General features: G+C 68.5%; 19 protein-coding genes. 8 read left to right on the top strand and 11 right to left on the bottom strand.

From position 1 onward, the window contains the following. On the top strand, nucleotides 1-1,276 hold a 1,276-nt coding region (locus tag AP428_RS27950; RefSeq protein WP_156349352.1), incomplete at its 5' end, for a GNAT family N-acetyltransferase. Between the two features lie 664 nt (nucleotides 1,277-1,940). Here the strand turns inward: AP428_RS27950 and AP428_RS27955 are convergent. Further along, on the bottom strand, nucleotides 1,941-2,492 hold the full coding sequence (locus tag AP428_RS27955; protein WP_011548905.1) for a hypothetical protein: 552 nt from the start codon (nucleotides 2,490-2,492) through the stop codon (nucleotides 1,941-1,943). 174 nt (nucleotides 2,493-2,666) lie between these two features. Beyond that, complete coding sequence (locus AP428_RS27960) at nucleotides 2,667-3,488, bottom strand: IclR family transcriptional regulator (RefSeq protein WP_006480315.1); 822 nt, start codon at nucleotides 3,486-3,488, stop codon at nucleotides 2,667-2,669. A 660-nt stretch (nucleotides 3,489-4,148) separates the two neighbouring features. Here AP428_RS27960 and AP428_RS27970 point away from each other — a divergent pair. Beyond that, on the top strand, nucleotides 4,149-4,997 hold the full coding sequence (locus tag AP428_RS27970) for an ureidoglycolate lyase (protein ID WP_011548908.1): 849 nt from the start codon (nucleotides 4,149-4,151) through the stop codon (nucleotides 4,995-4,997). A 189-nt stretch (nucleotides 4,998-5,186) separates the two neighbouring features. Here AP428_RS27970 and AP428_RS27975 read toward each other — a convergent pair whose 3' ends face one another. Continuing rightward, nucleotides 5,187-5,570: a VOC family protein gene (locus AP428_RS27975; protein WP_011548909.1), complete on the bottom strand. Its 384-nt coding sequence runs from the start codon at nucleotides 5,568-5,570 to the stop codon at nucleotides 5,187-5,189. A gap of 254 nt (nucleotides 5,571-5,824) precedes the next feature. On the opposite strand from AP428_RS27975, the gene AP428_RS27980 reads away from it, so the two are divergent. Then, nucleotides 5,825-6,484: an ABATE domain-containing protein gene (locus AP428_RS27980; protein WP_011548910.1), complete on the top strand. Its 660-nt coding sequence runs from the start codon at nucleotides 5,825-5,827 to the stop codon at nucleotides 6,482-6,484. Nucleotides 6,485-6,506: 22 nt separating this feature from the next. On the opposite strand, the gene prpR is transcribed toward AP428_RS27980, so the two are convergent. Beyond that, complete coding sequence (prpR, locus tag AP428_RS27985; RefSeq protein ID WP_011548911.1) at nucleotides 6,507-8,495, bottom strand: propionate catabolism operon regulatory protein PrpR; 1,989 nt, start codon at nucleotides 8,493-8,495, stop codon at nucleotides 6,507-6,509. A 170-nt stretch (nucleotides 8,496-8,665) separates the two neighbouring features. On the opposite strand from prpR, the gene prpB reads away from it, so the two are divergent. The 4 genes from prpB (at nucleotide 8,666) to prpF (ending at nucleotide 14,665) form a co-directional block, all read left to right on the top strand. Beyond that, nucleotides 8,666-9,559, top strand: coding sequence for a methylisocitrate lyase (gene prpB, locus AP428_RS27990; protein ID WP_006480320.1), 894 nt, complete (start codon nucleotides 8,666-8,668; stop codon nucleotides 9,557-9,559). A gap of 40 nt (nucleotides 9,560-9,599) precedes the next feature. Further along, nucleotides 9,600-10,772, top strand: a complete 1,173-nt coding sequence (gene prpC / locus AP428_RS27995; protein WP_006480321.1) for a 2-methylcitrate synthase — start codon at nucleotides 9,600-9,602, stop codon at nucleotides 10,770-10,772. 81 nt (nucleotides 10,773-10,853) lie between these two features. After that, nucleotides 10,854-13,448 (top strand): Fe/S-dependent 2-methylisocitrate dehydratase AcnD, encoded by a 2,595-nt coding sequence (gene acnD / locus AP428_RS28000; protein WP_011548912.1) that lies wholly within the window; start codon nucleotides 10,854-10,856, stop codon nucleotides 13,446-13,448. Nucleotides 13,449-13,474: 26 nt separating this feature from the next. Further along, nucleotides 13,475-14,665 carry a 2-methylaconitate cis-trans isomerase PrpF gene (gene prpF, locus AP428_RS28005; protein ID WP_011548913.1) on the top strand — a complete coding sequence of 397 codons (1,191 nt, stop codon included), beginning with the start codon at nucleotides 13,475-13,477 and terminating at the stop codon, nucleotides 14,663-14,665. Nucleotides 14,666-14,723: 58 nt separating this feature from the next. Here the strand turns inward: prpF and AP428_RS28010 are convergent, their stop codons facing one another. From AP428_RS28010 to AP428_RS28040, 7 genes are all read right to left on the bottom strand, one after another. Next, a complete protein-coding gene (locus AP428_RS28010; RefSeq protein WP_011548914.1) occupies nucleotides 14,724-15,662 on the bottom strand; it encodes an alpha/beta hydrolase in 939 nt (312 codons plus the stop codon). A gap of 38 nt (nucleotides 15,663-15,700) precedes the next feature. Next, nucleotides 15,701-16,855, bottom strand: coding sequence for an acyl-CoA dehydrogenase family protein (locus tag AP428_RS28015; protein WP_011694885.1), 1,155 nt, complete (start codon nucleotides 16,853-16,855; stop codon nucleotides 15,701-15,703). 37 nt (nucleotides 16,856-16,892) lie between these two features. Next, nucleotides 16,893-18,212 carry an MFS transporter gene (locus AP428_RS28020; RefSeq protein WP_011548915.1) on the bottom strand — a complete coding sequence of 440 codons (1,320 nt, stop codon included), beginning with the start codon at nucleotides 18,210-18,212 and terminating at the stop codon, nucleotides 16,893-16,895. Nucleotides 18,213-18,222: 10 nt separating this feature from the next. Then, nucleotides 18,223-19,275 carry a porin gene (locus AP428_RS28025; RefSeq protein WP_011548916.1) on the bottom strand — a complete coding sequence of 351 codons (1,053 nt, stop codon included), beginning with the start codon at nucleotides 19,273-19,275 and terminating at the stop codon, nucleotides 18,223-18,225. Nucleotides 19,276-19,356: 81 nt separating this feature from the next. Beyond that, nucleotides 19,357-20,154 carry an enoyl-CoA hydratase/isomerase family protein gene (locus AP428_RS28030; protein WP_011548917.1) on the bottom strand — a complete coding sequence of 266 codons (798 nt, stop codon included), beginning with the start codon at nucleotides 20,152-20,154 and terminating at the stop codon, nucleotides 19,357-19,359. Beyond that, nucleotides 20,151-21,371, bottom strand: a complete 1,221-nt coding sequence (locus tag AP428_RS28035; protein ID WP_011548918.1) for a CaiB/BaiF CoA-transferase family protein — start codon at nucleotides 21,369-21,371, stop codon at nucleotides 20,151-20,153. Before AP428_RS28035 ends, AP428_RS28030 begins: the two co-directional genes overlap by 4 nt. An 80-nt stretch (nucleotides 21,372-21,451) precedes the next feature. Then, entirely contained in the window at nucleotides 21,452-22,234 is a 783-nt protein-coding gene (locus AP428_RS28040; RefSeq protein ID WP_011548919.1) for a crotonase/enoyl-CoA hydratase family protein, read from the bottom strand. A gap of 134 nt (nucleotides 22,235-22,368) precedes the next feature. On the opposite strand from AP428_RS28040, the gene AP428_RS28045 reads away from it, so the two are divergent. After that, nucleotides 22,369-23,133, top strand: coding sequence for an IclR family transcriptional regulator (locus AP428_RS28045; RefSeq protein WP_011694884.1), 765 nt, complete (start codon nucleotides 22,369-22,371; stop codon nucleotides 23,131-23,133). Nucleotides 23,134-23,252 lie beyond the last annotated feature (119 nt).

Genomic DNA, 23,252 nt, shown 5'->3' on the forward strand with positions numbered 1-23,252 from the left:
GCTGTTCGTCGTCCATTCCACTTCGCACAGCGCGCCGGCCGATTCGGTCGCGCGCACGCTGATCGACTCGCGGCAGTACGCGCATCGCGGCATCCTCGCGTGTTTCTTCGGCGCGGTCGACGCGGCGACGCGCGATGCGCTGCACGCGAACGGCATTCCGGTGCACACGACGCCGCAGCGGCTCGCACGCGCGTATGCGCGTCTCGTCGACTACAACCTCGGGCGCCAACTGCTGATGCAGACGCCGGAGGGCACGCCGCCGCAGCCGGCCGAGTGCGTGGCGTCCGCCCAGGCCGACGCGCGCCGCCTGGTCGAAGCCGGTCAGCATGAACTGGCCGGCGAAGCCGCGCTGCGCTGGCTGTCCCATTTCGGTCTGCAGGGCGAGCAGCCCAACGAACCGGCCGGCAAGAAGGTCGTCGATATCACGATCGACATGTACGACGATTCGAATTTCGGTCCCGTGTTTCGCTATGCCGTGCCGCCTGCGGACGGCGTATCGGCGCCGTTCGTCGTCTACGGCCTGCCGCCGCTGAACACCGTGCTCGCCCGCGCGGTGATGGAGCGCTCGCCGTATGCGCGCAGCACGCCCGTCGAGCCGACGCTCGACGCGCTGACGGCGCTGTCGCAGGTCGTCTGCGACGTGCGGGAAGTGGTGGCGATGTCGGTCACGCTGCGCGTGCTGTCCGACCGCGCATGGGTGATCGCGCCGCGCATCACGCTCGCCTCGGGGCGCAGCCGGCTCGCGATCATGCCGTATCCGCGACACCTCGAGCAGACACTCGAGTGGCGTGGCGAGACGGTGACGATCCGTCCGATCCGTCCGGAGGACGAGGCCGCACACAACGAACTGCTCGGTGCGATGACGCCGGAAGATCTGCGGATGCGTTTCTTCGGCGCGGTGCGCAGCTTCGATCATTCACAGGTGGCGCGCATGACCCAGATCGACTACGACCGCGAGATGGCTTTCATCGTGTCGTTTACCGATGTGTCGGGGCGCGACCATACGCTCGCGGTGGCGCGTGCGGTTGCCGATCCCGACAACGAGACGGCGGAGTTCGCGATCGCGGTACGGCCCGATCAAAAGGGCAAGGGGCTCGGCCGGCTGATGATGACCCGCATCATCGACTACGCCCGCTCGCGCGGCACCGCCTGGATGGTCGGCGAGGCGCTGCGCGAGAATTCGGCGATGATCTCGCTCGCGAAATCATGCGGGTTTGCGGTGTCGACGACGGAGGAACCCGGCGTCGTGGGTTTCAGGATGAAGTTGCAGCCGTAGGCGTCACCCTGTGGTTCGATGCTCGAGGGTAGCGCATGGCGGCAATGCGTCCTGACGTTTCGCCATGTCGGAAGTTAACTCAGGAATGCAAAGCTTTTGAGCCAGCCTCCCGCGTGAAGCGCTTGCGAACGTGTCGAACCCGTCGATCGCAGCGATACCGCGAAGCGCGCGATGTCCTGCGATGCTCGTCACGTGCTGCCGACATTCATCCTGCGTTCACCCTCGGTAGCCGTTTCAAGCGATGTGCTTGCACACGTGCGTGGCCATATTCCGGCCTTGCAAATTCGAAGCCGTCATCAAGGTGAGACTTTTCGGGAGCGGCGAGTGAGCTTTTCCGGGACAGCGTGGTGAGCCGATACGGGAGCCTTCGGTGAGCCTTCCCGGGAACGGCCGGTGAGCACCTGCGGGAGAGGGCGGTGAGCCTTTCCGGGACGCCCCGGTGAGCACTTGCGGGAGCGATCGGTGAGGACGTTCGGGAGGCGTCAGTGAGCGTCTCCGGGAGCCTTGGGTGAGCTTTTACGGGAGGCTGTGGTGAGCGCTTGCGGGATGCTGAGGTGAGCTTTTTCGGGAGCATGCGAATGCACGGCTCCCGCGGGGGCGGCGCCGGCCAATGCCGGCGTCACGCGGGGGTACGGGCACGCAGGAACCGTGCCCGTGATTACATTCACGCAGCGAGTTTCGACGCCGCGTCGTTCACCTGGTCGCGCGAAATCGCGAGTTCCTCGAGGTGCGGATCAGCATAGACCGCACCGGTTTCGCGCTCGAGGCGGGCGATCGTCAGCGCGCAGCGCGCGGTGTCTTTCGGCATCGCGATGAAGCGCTTGACCGACTCGCCGGACGTGAACGCGTCGAACAGTGCGCTGCGCACGTCGTCCGGAAGCGTCTTGGTCCACTGGTACGGCTTGCCGTTGAACGTGATCGACGGCGGCAGCGTGCGTTCTTTCTTGGTCGCCGTGATGAGCCCGTAGGTACGCGCCGCGTCGCCGATCTGCTCGGGCGAGAAGAGTTCGTCAGGCGTGATGTCGAACTGCTCGATGTAGTTCTCGATCGCCTGCATTGCGGCGGCACGATCGTCGCGCTTCTTCTGCGCGCGCGCGACGATGTCGCGCAGCTCGTCCGCTTCCTCGGGCGTGATCGTGAAGCTTGCCTGCTTCTGCTGAAGTTCGGAGAAACGCTGGAATTCTTGATCGTTCAGAAGTTTGGCCATGACATCCATCGGACACGACGGCCGCGACAACCGGCCGCCGTAGTTTTTGAGAGGGCCGCTATTCTAGCGTAGCGCCGCGGGTAGCCGATGCGACATCGCGCATCGGCCACCGCGGGCGTTGCGCGCAACCGGAGTCGGTGCCGCTGCGCCGTGCCCGGTGCGCTTTGCCGGGGAACCCGCGCGTCAGCAGGCCTCGGTGCGGCACATCGACAGATGGGCAGCTGTGTCGCGCAGCGCGTCGACGACCACGTCGACGGACGGCGCCATGTGCGCATCGATCCGCCGCATGTACGGGCACGTCAGCACCGCGATCGCATGGCCGGCCGGCCCGAGGATCGGCACGGTCAGGTCGGTCACGCCGTACGCCTGGCGGCTGTCCTGACGCAGGTAGCCGGACTGCCGGATCGACTGGCACGCATTCGCGAGTTCCTGCTCGTTCAGCGGTGCTTCACCCTTGACCTTGCGATGCTCGGCCAGCATGTGTGCGCGTTGCTCGGGGCCCTGGAACGCCAGCAGCATGCGTCCCGACGCGGTATCGGCGAGCCCGACGCGCGAGCCGAGTCGCACCGATACGCCCCATGGGCCGGGCCCGTCCACCTGCGCGATCACGAGCATGTTGCCGCGATCGTAGACGGACAGGTGGCACGACTGTTCGGCGGCATCCGCGAAGCGCTGCATCGGCGGCAGCGCCTCGGCGATCAGCCGGTTCATCGGCGGATGCCGGTGCGCAAGCGCGAACAGCTTGAGGCTGAGCGTGTAGCGGTCGCCGCCGGTCGAACGCATCACGTAGCGGCGCGCGACGAGACGTTCGAGCATCCGGTAGATTTCGCTCGCGTTACGGCCGAGTTCCTTCGTGATTTCGGTGCGGGTGAGTCCTTCCTTCTGCTCGGACAGGAGTTCGAGAATGTCGAGGCCCTTGTCGAGCGCGGGTGCGCGATAGCGGTCGATAGCGGCCATCGATTCCCGTGCGTCGCAGCCGGGAAGCGGGTCGTTGGTTGTCTGCATTGTCGATGTGAGGTTGGGGGATTACCGTCGATCGGTTGGCGACGCACGCTGGCCGGTTCTGCACGCGTATAGGAGCGGGCCCGCGTATGGCGGTGAAAGCCATTCGTATGAGCTTAGCAATAAACATACGGTGTGCAATGCAGCGTCTTTTTACCGATCATTACCGGACAAGAACGGATGGTCAAACGTTTTCGATGACAGGGGCACCCCGAATAGCCAGTATTCATGCACCGATGGCAGGCGCTGCCCCGAACGACAGCCGATCGATCGGCGCCGGTGCAGCGCGTGCTGCGCCGCAGCGTCGGCAGGCGCACCAATAGTCGGTATCCGTCGCGCGCCATTTCACGGCGCGCGGCCGATGGTACAAAGGCTGGCGGGCCAGCGACGGTGCGGCCGCGCGTGCAGCCGGCCGGCATGGGCCGGCACGCGTCGCGGATGCCGGGCCGTCGTCGCCGATGCGCAGACCGGCGGCCGCCCGTTCGATGCGCGCCCTACTGGCGTACGGCGCCGCGATCGCTGCGCCCGCGCGACCCTCGCGCGTCGACTGCCGCATGCGGCGCCGACGCGTGCAGTCGACGATCGACGATCAGTCCGGCGCGCGGCTGCGAAAGGCTGCGTCGGCCGGTATCCTGTCCCATTCGACAACAGAGGTTAAGCACGATGAAACTGCTTCGCTATGGCCCGTCCGGCCAGGAAAAGCCTGGCATCCTCGACGCGGCCGGCCGGATTCGCGACCTGTCCGCGCATGTGCCGGATCTTGCCGGCGATGTGCTGTCCGACGCCGGTCTCGCGCGGCTGCGCGCCATCGATCCGGCCACGCTGCCGCTCGTGTCCGGCGAGCCGCGCATCGGCGCGTGCGTCGGTCACGTCGGCAAGTTCATCGGCATCGGCCTGAACTATGCCGACCACGCGGCCGAAGCCGGCATGCCGGTGCCGAAGGAGCCGGTCGTGTTCGGCAAGTGGACGAGTTCGATCTGCGGCCCGAACGACGGCATCGATATCCCGAAGGGTTCGGTCAAGACCGACTGGGAAGTCGAGCTGGGTGTCGTGATCGGCGCGAAGTGCAAGGACGTCGACGAAGCGCGCGCGCTCGATTACGTCGCGGGCTACTGCGTCGTCAACGACGTGTCCGAGCGCGAATGGCAGATCGAGCGCGGCGGCCAGTGGGACAAGGGCAAGGGCTTCGACACGTTCGGCCCGATCGGCCCGTGGCTCGTCACGCGCGACGAAGTGCCCGATCCGCAGCGCCTCGACCTGTGGCTCGAAATCGACGGCCACCGTTATCAGAACGGCAATACGCGCACGATGGTGTTCACCGTCGCGCAGCTGGTCGCCTATCTGTCGACCTGCATGACGCTGCAGCCGGGCGACGTGATCACGACCGGTACGCCGCCGGGCGTCGGCATGGGCGTCAAGCCGTCGCCGGTGTTCCTGAAGGCTGGCCAGACGGTGCGCCTCGGCATCGAAGGGCTCGGCGAGCAGTTGCAGCGCACGCGCGACGCGCAATAAGCGCGTGAGCGGCGCGGGTCGGCTCCTGGACGTAGTCACCCGCGCGCTGGCCATGCTGCCCGACCCGTCGGCATGACCGCCGACGATAACCGGCGCGTACCGAACGACGATGTAGCCAAAACCAGGGGCCCGATTCCGCGCGAGGCGGAATCGGGCCCTTGTCGCTTGTTCGCGCCGGTGCGAAGCGGATCAAACGACGTTGTCGAGTTCGCAGTGCGCTTCGAGTCGATATCCGTCGGGGTCGACGACGAACGCCGCGTAGTAGCCCGGGCCGTAGTGTTCGCGCTTGCCGGGCCCGCCGTTGTCCTTGCCGCCGTGTGCGAGCGCGGCACGGTAGAACGCATCGACCTCGACCGGCGACGCGGCCTTGAACGACAGGTGCATCCCCGATTCGGGATCGGCGACGACGGGCCGGGCCGCGTGCTGCAACCACAGCTCGGGCTCGGTCGTGCCGTACCCGATGGCGCTGTCGTCGCTATACAGACGCTTGTAGCCGAGTGCGCCGAGCGCGCTGTCGTAGAAGGTGCGGCTGCGGTCGATATGGGCAACGCCGAATGAAAGGTGGTCGATCATCTTTGGCTCTCCTTGAACTGAGGGGGACGTCAGAACGGCAAACCTGTCTAGAGGCACCATGCCAGCCGCTTGTAGCGAAGCGCGCCGAGCGTGGTCGCCTCGTACGTGCGGCCGGCGACGGTGTGGATAACGCTGAACGAAAAGCGATCGATCATCTGTGTCTCCTTGGATTGAAGGGGCGTCGGTGCAGCGAAGCCTGTTTTTAACCACCATGCCGGTTATGTTAGAAATCGCTTGGGCGCTTGTCAACCGGCATGGTGGTTAGATACGATCGCGTCATGAGCAAAACGCAACCTTCCGTCACGATCGACTGCCTGATCCCGGCGCCGCCCGAGACCTTGAGCCTTGACTTCGCGAACACGCTGTACTGGCGCGGCAGCGATCCGCCGACGGAAACCTTCGGCCGGCTGGACGACTTGCTGACGTGGTGTCGCGAACAGGCGGGCGTGCCGGCCGGTCTGGTCGACGCATGTCGCGTGCCCGACAAGGCGAAAGAGAAGGAGACGGGCGACGAGCCGGCGATGCTTGCGCGGGCGCTCGCGTTGCGCGAGGCGCTATACCGGCTCTTTCACGCGCAGGCGGAGCAACGCGAGCCGCAGCCCGACGATCTCGCGCTGCTCGGCGGCTTCCTCGCGGAGGCGTCGCCGCGCGTTGCGCTGGCGCGCGTGGACGGCCGCTATGCGTGGCGGATCGATGCGTCGGGGGCGACGCTCGCGGGGCTGTTGAGCCCGGTGCTGTGGTCGGCGATCGATCTGCTCGGCGGCGCGCGGCTCGTGAAGGTCAAGCGCTGTGCGAACGATGCATGCCAGTGGCTGTTCATCGACGACAGCAAGAACGGCAGCCGACGCTGGTGCTCGATGTCGTCGTGCGGCAATCGCGCGAAGGCGTATCGCCACTATCACAAGGCCGAATGACGGGGCGGCCCGAACCTCGCACCTATTTCGCCGACAACTTCCGCCATAGCGTCGTCTTGCTGATGCCGAGCATCGCGCACGCGCGGTCGCGGTCGCCGCCGCATGCGTCGAGTACCGCGCGGATCTCGTCGGCTTCCGCGCGACGGCGGCGCGCCTGCAGCGTCTGCGCATCGTCGTCGGCGGCGCCGGCCGCATCGAGCGGCGCGGCGAACAGCTCGGGCGCGATCACGTGCAGCGCACCGGGGGCAAGCGCCGCGCACGCGGCGCCCGGATCGCTTTCGTCGACTGCCTCCGCCAGCTCCACCGCGATCCGCTCGACCACGTTCTGCAGTTCGCGCACGTTGCCGGGCCAGCGGTAGCGCGCGAGCGTCGCTTGCGTCGCGTCGAGCACGCGCAGCGCGTCGTCGGTGTCGCGCACGCGTTCGGCGAGCCGCGGCTCGCGCCGCGCGGCCTGCACGAGCAGTGTCGCCGCGAGCGCGGGAATGTCGGCCGCGCGCTCGCGCAGCGGCGGCAGGCCGATGTTCAGGATGTTGAGCCGGTAATAGAGATCCGCGCGGAACGTGCCGGCCTCGACGGCGGCGAGCAGCGGCCGGTGCGTCGCGGCGATCACGCGCACGTCGATGCGGATCGGCTCGGTCGAGCCGAGGCGAATCACCTCGCGCTCCTGCAGCACGCGCAGCAGCCTGCTTTGCAGCGACGGCGGCATCTCGCCGATCTCGTCGAGAAACAGCGTGCCGCGGTGCGCGGCCTCGAACAGGCCGGTCTTGCCGCCGCGTCGCGCGCCGGTGAACGCGCCTTCCTCATAGCCGAACAGTTCGCTCTCGAGCAGCGCTTCGGGAAACGCGCCGCAGTTGACCGCGACGAACGGATAGCTGCGCCGCGCGGACAGCGCATGCAGGCTCTGCGCGATCATCTCCTTGCCGGTGCCGCTCTCGCCGAGCACGAGCACGGTCGCATCGGATTTCGCGTAGCGGCGCACGAGCTCGCGCACGCGCGTCATCGGCGCCGAGGCGCCGACCACGTCGTCGAGCGCGTAACGGGCGGCGAACTGCTGCGTGGTCGGTTGCGAACGCAACGCGCGATCGAGCCGTTCGACCGCGCGCGATTCCTGGAACGTGAGCACGCTGCCCGACGTGACGCCGCGATCGACCAGCGGCCCGCGATGCACGACGTAACGCACGCCGCGCACGGTCGCGAGCGCGTCGCCGTCCTCGCCGCGTAGCGTGCGCAACTCGGGACGCAGATCGACGAGCGCGCGGCCGACGGCCGCCGCGGGTTCGACCCCGAGCGCCGACGCGAGCCGTTGGTTGATCGCTTCGACGCGGCCGTGCGCGTCGAGCGCGACCACGCCGTCGCGCAGATGTTGCAGCAGGGTATCGAGCCGCTGGCGGCGGAACGCCTCGGCGTGCGTCGCATACGCGACTTCGAGCGCCGTCTCGACGGCCTTGCGCACCGACGCATGCGAATACAGGAACACCGCGCCCATGCCGACGCTGGCCGCGAGATCGGTGACGAGGCCCGGGCCGACGATCGTCTCGATGCCGCGATCGCGCAGGTCGTGCACGCAGGCCTCCGCTTCCTGGGCGGACTGATATGACGCAAACTGCACGTCGAGGCCGTACGCGGCGACGAAGCGGCGCACCTCGGGCGGCGTTTCCCCGGCGCTCACGAGCGCGATCCGCGCTGCGTCGCGCCGCGCGCGCGCCAGCGCCTGCATCACGTCGAAGCCGGTGGGCGACACGACCACCACCGGCACCTGCGCACGCGTTTTCAGGAAGCCGCCGTTCGAGCCGGCCGCGACGATCACGTCGGGGCGCGCGGTGCCGGCCTCGGCGATCGCGCTCAGCGCATCTTCGTAGGCGCGCGTGACGATCCGCACGTCGGCGCGTTCGTCGAATTCGCCGGCGATCTCGCGAAACAGCTCGCGCAGCCGGCTGATGCCCATCGCCCAGATGCGCGGGCGCACGGCGCGGTCGGCCGGGCCGACGGCCTTGGTCGAGGAGAGGTCCATGACGGCCGATTATGCGCGCACGATTTCATTTTTGAAACATGGAATTGCCAAATTGAAATCGACGGGCGATGCAATGCTGAAGGCGCTTGCTTAAGAATCAGTGGGTTAGCGACATTCCGCAAGCTGGCCCGGACCTTGCTGTTATCGGGCATTCCATCAGGAGGCCGTTCATGAGCAATACGCATCTTCAGAGCGCCGGCGCGAAGTTCCGCGCGGCAGTCGCGGCCGAGCAGCCGCTGCAGGTGGTCGGCGCGATCACCGCGTACGCGGCCAAGATGGCGCAGGCCGTCGGCTTCAAGGCCGTGTACCTGTCGGGCGGCGGCGTCGCGGCGAACTCGCTCGGCATTCCCGACCTCGGCATCAGCACGATGGAAGACGTGCTGATCGACGCGACCCGGATCACCAACGCGACCGATCTGCCGCTGCTGGTCGACATCGACACGGGCTGGGGCGGCGCGTTCAACATCGCGCGCACGGTCCGCTCGTTCATCAACGCCGGCGTCGCGGCCGTGCACCTCGAGGACCAGGTCGGCCAGAAGCGCTGCGGCCACCGCCCGGGCAAGGAAGTCGTGCCGATCGACGAAATGGTCGATCGCGTGAAGGCCGCGGTCGATGCGCGTACCGACGACCAGTTCGTGATCATGGCGCGCACCGACGCGGCCGCCGCGGAAGGGATCGACTCGGCGATCGAGCGCGCGGTCGCGTACGTCGAAGCCGGCGCGGACATGATCTTCCCGGAAGCGATGAAGACGCTCGACGACTACCGCCGCTTCAAGGCCGCCGTGAAGGTGCCGATCCTCGCGAACCTGACCGAGTTCGGCTCGACGCCGCTGTTCACCGTCGACGAACTGCGCGAGGCGAACGTCGACATCGCGCTGTACTGCTGCGGCGCGTATCGTGCGATGAACAAGGCCGCGCTGAACTTCTACGAGACGCTGCGCCGCGACGGCACGCAGAAGGCGGCCGTACCGACAATGCAGACGCGCGCCGAGCTGTACGACTTCCTCGGCTATCACGAATACGAGCGCAAGCTCGACGAACTGTTCGCGCAGGGCAAGAAGTAACGCGGCCCGCACCCCCCGATACCCATTGGAGAAGGACAACATGAGCGAGACGAAAGACGCAGCAGCACCGGCCGCCGCAGGCGCATTCAAGCCGAAGAAGTCGGTGGCGCTGTCGGGCGTGACGGCCGGCAACACCGCGCTGTGCACGGTCGGCAAGACCGGCAACGACCTGCACTATCGCGGCTACGACATTCTCGACGTCGCCGAATCGTGCGAATTCGAGGAAATCGCGCACCTGCTGGTGCACGGCACGCTGCCGAACCTGACGGAACTGGCCGCCTACAAGACTAAGCTGCGCGCGCTGCGCGGCCTGCCGAGCGCGCTGAAGGCCGCGCTCGAACAGATTCCGGCGTCGGCCCACCCGATGGACGTGATGCGCACCGGCGTGTCGGTGCTCGGCACCGTGCTGCCGGAGAAGGACGACCACAACCTGCCGGGCGCGCGCGACATCGCCGACCGCCTGATGGCGTCGCTCGGCTCGATGCTGCTGTACTGGTATCACTTCTCGCACAACGGCAAGCGCATCGAGACGGAAACCGACGACGACTCGATCGGCGGCCACTTCCTGCACCTGCTGCACGGCAAGACGCCGTCGAAGTCGTGGGTCGAGGCGATGCACACGTCGCTGATCCTGTACGCCGAGCACGAATTCAACGCGTCGACGTTCACGGGCCGCGTGATCGCGGGCACGGGCTCGGACATCTACTCGGCGATCACCGGCGCGATCGGCGCGCTGCGCGGGCCGAAGCACGGCGGCGCGAACGAAGTCGCGTACGAGATCCAGAGCCGCTACAGCTCGCCGGACGACGCCGAAGCCGACATCCGCCGCCGCGTCGAGAACAAGGAAGTCGTGATCGGCTTCGGCCATCCGGTCTACACGATCTCCGATCCGCGCAACAAGGTGATCAAGGGCGTCGCGCACAAGCTGTCGAAGGAAGCGGGCGATACCAAGCTGTACAGCATCGCCGAGCGCCTGGAATCGGTGATGTGGGACGCGAAGAAGATGTTCCCGAACCTCGACTGGTTCAGCGCGGTGTCGTATCACATGATGGGCGTGCCGACCGCGATGTTCACGCCGCTGTTCGTGATCTCGCGCACGTCGGGCTGGAGCGCGCACATCATCGAGCAACGCATCGACAACAAGATCATCCGTCCGAGCGCGAACTACACCGGTCCGGAAGACCTGCAGTTCGTGCCGATCGAGAAGCGCTGATCGTCTGCCGCGCACGTCGGCGCCCGTGATGCGGGCGGCCGGCGCGTGCGGCACGTCTTACCTCGAATTCCGCCCCACATCATGAATACCGCCAACCGCAAACCCCTGCCCGGCACGTCGCTGGACTATTTCGACGCGCGTGCCGCGGTCGACGCGATCGCGCCCGGCGCCTACGACACGCTGCCGTACACGTCGCGCGTGCTCGCCGAAAACCTCGTGCGCCGCTGCGATCCGGCGATCCTCGCCGATTCGCTGAAGCAGATCATCGAGCGCAAGCGCGAACGCGATTTCCCGTGGTTCCCGGCGCGCGTGGTGTGTCACGACATCCTCGGCCAGACGGCGCTCGTCGATCTCGCCGGCCTGCGCGACGCGATCGCCGACGGCGGCGGCGACCCGGCGAAGGTGAACCCGGTCGTGCCCGTGCAGCTGATCGTCGACCACTCGCTCGCCGTCGAGTGCGGCGGCTTCGACCCGGACGCGTTCGCGAAGAACCGCGCGATCGAGGATCGTCGCAACGAGGATCGCTTCCACTTCATCGAGTGGACGAAGAAGGCGTTCGAGAACGTCGACGTGATCCCGCCGGGCAACGGCATCATGCATCAGATCAATCTCGAGAAGATGTCGCCGGTGATCCAGGCGCAGGACGGCGTCGCGTTCCCGGACACCTGCGTCGGCACCGACAGCCACACACCGCACGTCGATGCGCTCGGCGTGATCGCGATCGGCGTCGGCGGGCTCGAAGCCGAGAACGTGATGCTCGGCCGCGCGTCGTGGATGCGCCTGCCCGACATCGTCGGCGTCGAGCTGACCGGCAAGCGTCAGCCCGGCATCACCGCGACCGACGTGGTGCTCGCGCTGACCGAGTTCCTGCGCAAGGAAAAGGTGGTCGGCGCGTACCTGGAGTTCCGCGGCGAAGGCGCGGCGAGCCTCACGCTCGGCGATCGCGCGACGATCTCGAACATGGCGCCTGAATACGGCGCGACGGCCGCGATGTTCTTCATCGATGGCCAGACGATCGACTACCTGCGCCTCACGGGCCGCAGCGACGAGCAGGTGAAGCTCGTCGAAACCTACGCGAAGGCGGCCGGCCTGTGGGCCGATACGCTCGCGAACGCGCAGTACGAGCGCACGCTGACGTTCGACCTGTCGAGCGTCGTGCGCAACATGGCCGGCCCGTCGAACCCGCACAAGCGGCTGCCGACGTCCGATCTCGCCGCGCGCGGGATCGCCGGCCAGTGGGACGAGAAGCCGGGCGAGATGCCCGACGGCGCGGTGATCATCGCCGCGATCACGAGCTGTACGAACACCAGCAACCCGCGCAACGTGATCGCCGCCGCCTTGCTCGCACGCAACGCGAACGCGAAGGGCCTCACGCGCAAGCCGTGGGTCAAGAGCTCGCTCGCGCCCGGCTCGAAGGCGGTCGAGCTGTATCTGGAAGAGGCGAACCTGCTGCCCGAGCTCGAGAAGCTCGGCTTCGGCATCGTCGCGTTCGCGTGCACGACCTGCAATGGGATGTCGGGCGCGCTCGACCCGAAGATCCAGCAGGAGATCGTCGAGCGCGACCTGTACGCGACGGCCGTGCTGTCCGGCAACCGCAACTTCGACGGCCGCATTCACCCGTATGCGAAGCAGGCGTTCCTCGCGTCGCCGCCGCTCGTCGTCGCGTATGCGATCGCCGGCACGATCCGCTTCGACATCGAGAAGGACGTGCTCGGCCACGATCAGGATGGCAAGCCCGTCACGCTGAAGGACATCTGGCCGACCGACGAGGAGATCGACGCGATCGTCGCGTCGAGCGTGAAGCCCGAGCAGTTCCGCAAGGTCTACGAGCCGATGTTCGCACGCAGCGCCGACGCGGGCGAACGCGCGGCGCCGCTGTACGACTGGCGCGCGCAGAGCACGTACATCCGCCGTCCGCCGTACTGGGAAGGCGCGCTGGCCGGCGAACGTACGCTCAAGGGCATGCGCCCGCTCGCGGTGCTCGGCGACAACATCACGACCGACCACCTGTCGCCGTCGAACGCGATCCTGCTCGATAGCGCGGCCGGCGAATATCTCGCGAAGATGGGCCTGCCGGAAGAAGACTTCAACTCGTACGCGACGCACCGGGGCGACCACCTGACCGCGCAGCGCGCGACCTTCGCGAACCCGACGCTCGTCAACGAGATGGCGGTCGTCGACGGCGCGGTGAAGAAGGGCTCGCTCGCGCGCGTCGAGCCGGAAGGCAAGGTCATGCGGATGTGGGAAGCGATCGAGACGTACATGAATCGCAAGCAGCCGCTGATCGTCGTGGCCGGCGCCGACTACGGCCAGGGCTCGTCGCGCGACTGGGCCGCGAAGGGCGTGCGGCTCGCGGGCGTCGAGGCGATTGCCGCCGAAGGCTTCGAGCGGATTCACCGCACGAACCTGATCGGGATGGGCGTGCTGCCGCTCGAGTTCAAGCCGGGCACCAACCGGACGACGCTCGGCATCGACGGCACCGAGACCTTCGACGTGATCGGCGAGCGCACGCCGCGCGCCGATCTGACGCTCGTGATTCACCGCAAGAACGGCGAGCGCGTCGAGGTGCCGATGACGTGCCGGCTCGATACGGCCGAGGAAGTGTCGATCTACGAGGCGGGCGGCGTGCTGCAGCGTTTCGCGCAGGACTTCCTCGAATCGTCGCAGGCGGCTTGACCGGCGCACACAGGGATTACGCAAACATGGCTCATATTCCTCAAATCAGGATTCCCGCGACCTATATCCGTGGCGGCACCAGCAAGGGCGTGTTCTTCCGGCTGCAGGATCTGCCGGATGCCGCGCAGGCGCCGGGCGCCGCGCGCGACGCGCTGCTGCTGCGCGTGATCGGCAGCCCCGACCCGTACGGCAAGCAGATCGACGGGATGGGCGGCGCGACGTCGTCCACCAGCAAGACGGTGATCGTGTCGAAGAGCACGCGGCCGGGCCACGACGTCGACTACCTGTTCGGTCAGGTCGCGATCGATAAGGCGTTCGTCGACTGGACCGGCAACTGCGGCAACCTGTCGGCGGCGGTTGGCCCGTTCGCGATCAGCGGCGGGTTGGTCGATCCGGCGCGCGTGCCGCGCGACGGCGTCGCGACCGTGCGGATCTGGCAGGCGAACATCGGCAAGACGATCATCGCCCATGTGCCGATCACGAACGGTGCGGTGCAGGAGACGGGCGACTTCGAACTGGACGGCGTCACGTTCCCGGCCGCCGAAGTGCAGCTCGAATTCATGGACCCGGCCGCCGAGGAGGAAGGCGCGGGCGGCTCGATGTTCCCGACCGGCAACCTCGTCGACGACCTGGCCGTGCCGGGTATCGGCACGCTGAAGGCGACGATGATCAACGCGGGCATCCCGACGATCTTCGTCGACGCGGAAGCGATCGGCTACACGGGCACCGAGCTGCAGGACGCGATCAACGGCGACCCGAAGGCGCTCGAGAAGTTCGAGACGATCCGCGCGCACGGCGCGCTGCGCATGGGCCTGATCGACACGCTCGACGAAATCGCGACGCGGCAGCATACGCCGAAGATCGCGTTCGTCGCGAAGCCGGCCGACTACGTCGCGTCGAGCGGCAAGCGCGTGAACGCGGGCGACGTCGACCTGCTGGTGCGCGCGATGTCGATGGGCAAGCTGCACCACGCGATGATGGGCACGGCGGCGGTCGCGATCGGCACGGCCGCGGCGATCCCCGGTACGCTCGTCAATCTCGCGGCGGGCGGCGGCGAACGCAACGCGGTGCGCTTCGGGCATCCGTCGGGCACGCTGCGCGTGGGGGCGGAAGCGCGGCGGGAGAACGGCGAATGGACCGTCACGAAGGCGATCATGAGCCGCAGCGCGCGCGTGCTGATGGAAGGGTGGGTGCGGGTGCCGGGGGATGCGTTCTGATCGTTGCCGTTGGGATCGGCGCGGATGCGGGCCGCTTCGGCCACCCGCGTCGTTTTCGTTAGCCGTGCAGGAAACGGCGCAGCGCGTCGTGGCTGAGGCGGCGCGCCGTTTCCGAGACCCGCGCGCCGGGCACGATGTCGAATCCGTGTACGCCGCCGGGCAGCACGTGCAGTTCGGTCGGCACGCCCGCGCGGAGCAGGCGCTGCGCATAGTCGAGATTTTCGTCGAGGAACAGGTCGAGCGAGCCGATCGACAGGAACGTGGGCGGCAGGCCGTCGAGCCGCGTGGCGCGCGCGGCCGCCGCGTACGGCGACACGCCGTCGATGCCCGGCGCGTGACCGAGCAGCGAGGTCCAGCCGAACCGGTTGTTGGCCGCATGCCAGATGAATTCGCCGGCATGCGGATGCGGCGGGCGCGTGCAGGTGCGATCGTCGAGCATCGGATAGATCAGGTGCTGGAACGCGAGCGGGAATTCGCCGCGGTCGCGGGCCAGCAGCGCCAGCGCGGCGGCCAGTCCGCCGCCCGCGCTTTCGCCCGCCACGCCGATACGCGCGGCGTCGATGCCGAGCGTATCGGCGTGACGGAACACCCATGCGAGCGCCGCGTAGCAGTCTTCGATCGCGCCGGGAAACACCGTTTCCGGCGCGAGGCGATAGTCGATCGAGATCAGCGCGCAGCCGAGGTGTGTGACGAGCAACCGGTGCACCGCTTCGAGCTCCTTCGCCGCGCCGCGCACGTAGCCGCCGCCGTGCATGTGGACGATCGCCGGGAGCGGGCGCGCGTGGCCGTCGGGCAAATAGACGAGGACCGGGACGTCCGGCGCGCCGGCCGGGCCGGGTACCGTGCGGCGTTCGAGCGTGCTGCCGGCCGGATCGGGCGGCGGCAGCGGCAGCACGCGCTGGCGCGACTGTGCGAGGTTGTCGGCGCTGAGCGTGACGGTCGGCCAGGTCTCGAGCAGCGGGCGGATTTCGGGATCGACGAGAGGCAGGGTGTTCAACGCAGGGCTCCATCGTGGAAGTGGGCGGCGCGCCGCGGTCAGAGCACGCTGCGTGCGACGACCCAACGGTGCACCTCGGTCGGGCCTTCGAAGATGCGCATCAGCCGCGCCTCGCTGGCCATCTGCTGCAACGGCATTTCCTTCGTCATGCCCATCGCGCCGAGCGTCTGCATCGCATGATCGATGACGGTCGACGCCATTTCGGTCGCGAACACCTTGACCATCGAGATCTGCGTGCGGGCGTCCTGCCCGGCATCCACGCGCGCGGCCGCTTCGTAAGTCATCAGGCGGCATGCGTGGATCTGCGTGAGCGCGTCGGCGACCCACCACTGGACCGCCTGGCGCTCCGCGAGCGGCACGCCGAAGGTCGTGCGCTGTTTCGCATGGTCGCACAGGAGCGCGACCGCGCGCTCGGCGCGGCCGATGCACCACGCGGCCATCTCCAGCCGCCGGTTCGCGAGCCGCGATTGCATCGGCGCGAAGCCGGCGCCTTCCCGGCCCAGCAGTTGCGCGCCGGGAATGCGGCAGTCTTCCAGCGCGATTTCGTAGGTCGACAGCCCGCCGATCATCGGAATCCTGCGTTCGATGACGAAACCCGGCGTGTCGCGATCGACGATGAACGCCGACATGCCGCCGCGCTTGCCCTTGCTGCGATCGGTCAGCGCCATCACGATCGTCCAGTCGGCTTCGGCCGCGTGGCTGATCCAGATCTTCCGGCCGTTCAGCACCCAGCCGTCGCCGTCGCGCACGGCGGTCGTCGACAGCGCGCCCGGATCGGAGCCGGCGCCCGGCTCGGAGATCGCCATCGCGGCACGCGTGGCGCCGCGTGCGTACGGGTCGAGATAGCGCGCGCGCTGCGCCGCGTCGGCCGCATCGCACAGCATCCGCAGGTTCGGCGAGTCGGGCGGCAGGATGTACGGGGTCACGGTCGTGCCGATCGCCTCGTTCACGCCGACCATCGCGACGGCCGGCAGATCCGAGCCGCCCGCGTCGAGCGGCGCGTCGAGTCCCCACAGGCCGAGTTGCCGGGAGCGTTCGTCGAGGTGCGCACGTTCGTCGGCGAGCAGCCCGAAGCGCTGGCCGTCGGCCTCGCGCGCCATCACCGCCGCTTCGAGCGGAATCAGTTCGTCCTTCACGAAACGCGCGACGAGGTCGCGGATCATCCGGTGTTCGAGTTCGAGTTCGAAATTCATGAGGGTGGTCCGTTCAGGAGAGAAAGAAGGCGCGCCGTCAGCCGGCGTTCGCGTGCGCCGCGCGGGCGCGCAGCGTGCCGAGCAACGCGAGCGCGCCGGCCGCCAGCAGCGCGGCATTGAAATAGAGGCCGCCGCGCATCGATCCGGTGGCCGTGTTGAGCACGCCCATCAGGAACGGGCTCGCGAATCCGCCGATCGCGCCGGTCATCGTGATCGCCGCGATCGCGACCGCCATCGAGCGCTTCGGCAGCGCGAGCCCCGGCAGCACCCAGAACGCGGGCAGTGCCGCGGCGTGCGTGGCGACCGCGATGCACAGCGCGATCATCAGATGCGACGTGCCGGCGCTGCTCGCGAGGCCGGCGAGCGCCGCCGCGCACGCGAGCATCGCGACGGCGCCGTGCTTGCGCCATTCGCGCCGGCGCTCGGTGCGCCAGCCCATCGCGAGCATGCCGACGATGCCGCACAGGTACGGCAGTGCGGACAGCAGTCCGATCTGCATCGCGCCATGCAGGCCGCCGCGATGCAGGATCACGGGCATCCAGAACACGAGCGCGTAGCCGGCGGCCGCGATCGCGAAATTGGCCGCGCACAGCAGCCAGAAATCGCGATGCGCGAGCAACGGCCGCGCCGCGTTCGCGGCCGGCGTATCGGCTTCGGCCTGCGCGTGGGCGGCGCGCAGCGCGGCCTTGTCGGCGTCCGACAGCCAGCGGGCGTCGTCCGGCCGGTCGTCGAGAAAGCGCAGTGCGACGAGGCCGAGCGCGCTGCTCGGCAGCCCTTCGACGACGAACAGCCATTGCCAGCCGCTCAGGCCGCCCACGCCGTCGAAGTACGACAGGATCGCGCCCGACACGGGGCCGGCGATCAACCCCGCGAGATACAGCGCGGTCATGAACAGCGCGAACGCCTTGGCGCGCTGCCGCGGCGGATACCACGCGCCGAGATAGAACAGGATGCCGGGGAAGAAGCCGGCCTCGAACACGCCCAGCAGGAAGCGGCACGCGTAGAACTGCGCGGGCGTCGTGACGAACATCGTCGCGGCCGAGCCGAGGCCCCACAGCACCATGATCCGGGCAATCGTCCGGCGCGCGCCGATTCGCGCGAGCCACGCGTTGCTCGGAATCTCGAACGCCATGTAGCCGATGAAGAAGATGCCCGCGCCGAGCCCGTAGACGGCGTCGGAGAAGTGCAGTTCGGCGGCCATCTGCGCGTGCGCGAAGCCGATGTTGATCCGGTCGATGAACGACAGCGTGTAGCACAGGATCAGGAACGGCAGCAGCCGGCGCGAGATCCGGCGATAGAGCGCCTGCGTCGCGCCGTCGTCGACGGCGGCCGGGTGGGTCGAAAGGGTCGAGGCCATGGGCACTCCGTCAGAAGCGGTGAACGATGCCGAGCGCGAACACCTGCTCGGTGCCGCCCGGTTGCGGCTGCAGGCCGGCGACGACGGTATTGCGGGCGTCGCCGCCGTTCTTCATGTAGAGATAGCGGGCGTAGAGCGAGGTCCGCTTCGACAGCGGATGGTCGTAGCCGACGCCGAGCGCGGTCGCGTCGTTCGCCGAGCCCTTCACGTCGCGGCGCACCACCGACACGAGCACGCGATCGAGCGCACCGACGTTGATCGACGCGCCGACGCTCGCGGTCGAGAACGCGGGCAGGCGCGCGGCCGTGCCGACGCCGTACAGGAACGCGGCGTACAGCTTGACGCGCGCGAACGCGTAGTTGGCCGCGAACACGTAGTGGCGGGTCGTCGACGGGGAGATGACGGGTGCGAGGTTGCCGGCCGACGTATCGCCCTGGAAGCCGGCGCCGACGTACAGCCCGCCGATCCGGTACTGCAGCCCGGCGCCGTAGTTGCGTCCAGCCTGCGTCGAGAGCGCGTTCGGCGTCGGAAAGCCGTACGTGGCCATCACGCGCAGGCCGTTCCAGTCGGGGCTCAGGTACGACGCCGCCTGGTTGAAGCGCGGAATCGGCGGCGTCGTGTTGCTCGTGATCGTGTCCGTCGACGTGGCGAGCAGCGCAAGCGGCGACAGCCGTTCGTTGAGTCCGAACGGATCGCCGTCGTACACGACGTAGAACGCGGGCGTGTATTGCCGGCCGAGCCGCAGGTCGCCGTAGCGCGTGTTCTGCAGCGACACGTACGCCTGCCGGTAGAACAGCGTGCCGCCCTGGAACGATCCGTCGGCCGGCGAGAAACCGCTTTCCAGCACGAATTTCGTCGACGTGCCGCCGCCGAGATCCTCGACGCCCGTCAGGCCGAAGCGGCTCGTCGACGCGCCACCGCCGCTTTGCCGCATGCTCGATAGACTGCCGATGCGATCGAATTCGACGTAGCTGTCGACGATCCCGTACAGCGTGACCGACGACGCGTGCGCCGGCGTGGCGCACAGCACGCACGCGCCGACCAGGAATGCTTTCCGTTGCATGAAGGTGTCTCCGTCCATGTTTTTTGGACGCGCCCGCGTTCTGGGAGCGGTGCGCGCGGGTGCTGCGGTGCGGCGCCGGGCTCAGCGTCCCTTGAACACCGGCTTGCGCTTCTCGAGAAACGCGCGGGCGCCCTCGATCCGGTCCTCGCTGGCGTAGACGTCGGGGCCGACGTCCAGCCGCAGCGCGGCGGCCACCGGCAGCCCCTGGCTGCGCGTCGCGGTTTCCTTGATGCGGCGGATCGTGAGCGGCGCGTTCGCGACGATCGTCTGCGCGAGCTCGCGCACGGTGTCGTCGAGTGCGGCGCCGGGCACGACGCGGTTCAGCAGGCCGGCGCGCTGCGCTTCGTCCGTGTCGAAGCGGCGGCCCGTGAACAGCAGCTCCATCGCGATCGCGTGCGGCAACATGCGCGGCAGCAGCACGCTCGCGAAGTTCGCACCCATGCCGACCCGCGCTTCGGGCAACGCGAAGGTCGCGTGATCGGCGGCGATCCGCAGGTCGCACGCGAGCGCGATTTCGCAGCCGCCGCCGATCGCGTAGCCGTTGATGGCCGCGATGGTCGGCTTGCGCAGCTCCAGGATCAGCTCGTGCACGTTGCGTGCGAGCCCACGCATCGGCTGCATTCCGCGGATCTCGGGGTCGCCGAGATCGACGCCCGCGCTGAACGCGCGTTCGCCCGCGCCGCGGATCACGATGACGCGAATCGACGGGTTGTCGTCGAGCGTGACGAGCTCGTCGCACAGGCGGCGGATCGCGTCGGCGGACAGCGCATTGGCGACGTGCGGGCGATGGATCGTCAGCCACGCGATGCCGTCGGCGTCGTCGCGCAGGATCGACGGGGCATCGTCGCCCGCCGGTGAAGCAAAGCGCGGGGTGGTCATGACGCGCTCCCGGCCACGTCCGCCCGCGTGTCGTGCAGCACGCCAGCCTGCCGCAGCGCGTCGCGGCGCGCCGCGTCGATCCCGAATGCGTCGAGTACGGCGTCGGTGTCGGCGGCGAACGGCTGGGGCGGCCGGCGTATCGCGCCGGGCGTGCGGGACAGCTTGGCGGGGATGCCCGCGCCGGTGTACGTATCGGTGTCGACGAACATCGCGTTGCGCGCCGCCTGCGGATGGCCGAACGCATCGGCCACGGTGTTCACCGGCCCCGTCGCGACGCCGGCGTGCATCAGCCGCTCGACGACCTCGTCCGCCTGCAGTTCGGCGGTCAGCTGGCCGAGCAGCGTGTCGAGCGCCTCGCGATGCGCGACGCGCTGCGCATTGGTCGCGAAGCGTGGATCGCGCGCCAGCTCGGGCACGCCGAGCGCGTCGACGAGCCGCGCGAACGTGCGGTTGTTGCCGGCGCCGGTCGCAACCGGCTTGTCCTTGCACGGATAGACGCCGTACGGCGCGATCGCGCCGTACACGTTGCCGGTCGCGACGGGCACGTCGCCGGTCGCCATCCAGCTCGTGCTGACCGGATGCAGCATCGACAGCGCGGTGCTGAACAGGTCGATGTCGACGTGCTGTCCGAGGCCGGAGCGCGTCCGCTCGACCAGCGCGATCAGGATGGTGGAGACGGCGCTCAGGCCGGCCGCGTAATCGACGACCGGAAACGGCACCTTGAGCGGCATGCCGCCCGGCTCGCCGTTGATCGACATGAAGCCGGCGAGGCCCTGCGCGACCGCGTCGTAGCCCGGAAACCGCGCGAGCGGGCCGTCGGTGCCGTAGCCGGAAATCGAGCAGTGGACGAGGCGCGGAAAGCGTGCGCGCAGGCAGTCTTCGTAGCCGATGCCCCAGCGTTCGAGCGTGCCCTGCTTGAAGTTGTCGATCAGCACGTCGGCCGTTTCGAGCACGCGCAACAGCACGTCGCGTCCGTCGGGATGCGACAGATCGAGCGCGAGATTGCGCTTGTTGCGGTTGAGCCCCCAGTAGTAGCTGGAGATGCCGTTCGGCATCGCGGGCCCCCAGTCGCGCGTTTCGTCGCCCTGCGGCGGTTCGATCTTGATGACGTCCGCGCCGTGGTCGGCGAGCGTCTGCGCGCAGAACGGCCCCGCATAGACGCGGCTCAGGTCCACCACGCGCACGCCTGCGAGTGCGCCTTCGTTGCTGCTGGTCATGACGATGTCTCCTTCGATGTGGATTCGGCGGGCCGGCAGGCCGGCCTGCGCCGGCTGCACGGTCGCGATGCGTCGCGGGTTCAGTCGCGCGCGGCGAACAGCGCGGTGACCGCCGCGCGATGTTCGGGGCTGGCGTGCGCGAACGCCTGGTACGACGCCGACAGGTCGAGCAGCGTGTCGAGGCTTGCGTGGCGGCCTTCGCGCAGCAGCCGCTTGGTCAGCCGCAGCGCGCTGCCCGAATGGCGGGCGATGCGGTCGGCCAGTTCGTGCGCATGCGCGAGGAGGTCGCCGTCAGGCACGACGCGCGACACGAGCCCGCAGCGCAGCGCGGCCTGCGCGTCGAGCGCATCGCCGGTGAACGACATTTCCGCGGCGACCGCGGCGCCGACGATCCGCGGCAGGAACCATGCGCCGCCGTCGCCTGGCACGAGACCGAGCGCGATGAAGCTCTCCGCGAAGCGCGCGCGCTCGGCGGCGATGCGGATGTCGCACATGCATGCGAGATCGGTGCCGGCGCCGATGGCCGCGCCGTTGACCGCCGCGATGGCCGGCACTTCGAGGTGCTCGAACGCATGCGCGAGCCGCTGGATGCCGCGGCGATAGCTGGTCCGGATCGCGGCAGGGTCGTGTGGGCCGGCTTCCACGAATGCGCGCATCGCCTTCACGTTGCCGCCCGACGAGAACGTCGTGCCGGCTCCGGTCAGTATCAGCACGCGGATCGATTCGTCGCGGTTCGCTTCGTCGCAGCATTCGGTCAACGCGTCGATCGCATCGGTGTCCGAAATGGCGTTGCGAGTGTCGGGACGATTCATCGTGACGGTCAGGATCGGGCCCTGCCGTTCACGGATCAAAAAGGCTGCCATGGTGTCTCCGTATGTTCTGTGCCGCGGGACTTCACGTCGCGGGCCGAAGCCTAGTATCGTCACGACGGTCGACGGCGGGAAATTCCGTTCCACATACGTGGAAGGCCCCTGCCGGTCGCTGCGGAGGGGGCGGGATGAGCGGAAACGTGGTCAAGAGCGCGGCGCGCGTATTCGAGGTGCTGGAACTCTTCAGCACCTTGCAGCGGCCGCTGAGCGTGCGCGAGATCGCGACGCGCTGCGGGTATCCGGGGTCGAGCGCGGCGGCGTTGCTCACCAGCATGAAGACGCTCGGCTATCTTGCCTACGACGATGCAACCCATGCGTATGCGCCCACCGCGCGGCTCGTCAATCTCGGCGAAGCGCTGGTCGATTCGGCGGCCGGCAGCCGGCGGCACTGGCATGCGGTCGCGAAGCGACTGGCGGCGCGCACGCACGAGGCGGTCGTGATCGCGGTGCAGAGCGACCTGTACGTGCAGTACATCGACGCGGTCGAGGGCTCGCATTCGATTCCGGTGCAGTTCTATGCGCCGATCGGCACGCGTCGCGAGATCTGCATGTCGGGCCTCGGCTGGGCGTTGCTGAGCATTCAGCCCGACAGCGCGATTCGCCGGCTCGTGTCGCGCAGCATCCGACGGATCGGGAAGTCGGGCAGGACGATCGACGAGGACGTCGTGCTCGACAAGGTCGAACAGACGCGCCGGCTCGGCTATTCGTATTCGGCGCATACCGTGACGCAGGGCGCCGCGATGATCTCGATGGTGATCGCGGACGGCTGGAACGGGCTGCCGTTGGCGATGGGCGTGGCCGGGCCGGTCGAGCGGATCGACCCGCATCGGGACGCGATCGTGCGCGCGATGCGGTCGGCGCTGGCGGAGCGGGCGGGCGACGGGTTGCGCTAGGGCCAGCGCAAGCCCGTCACTAGCGTGAGCAGGCGCTGGTCGCGAAGCCGGTGCGCGCAGGCATTCGCATAGAATCGGAAAGTTTCGCCGCTCCTGTCCCGACTGCAGTTCAGCGAGGT

Source organism: Burkholderia sp. E168m22 (assembly GCF_001319805.1).
GTDB classification, from domain to species: Bacteria; Pseudomonadota; Gammaproteobacteria; order Burkholderiales; family Burkholderiaceae; genus Burkholderia; species Burkholderia orbicola.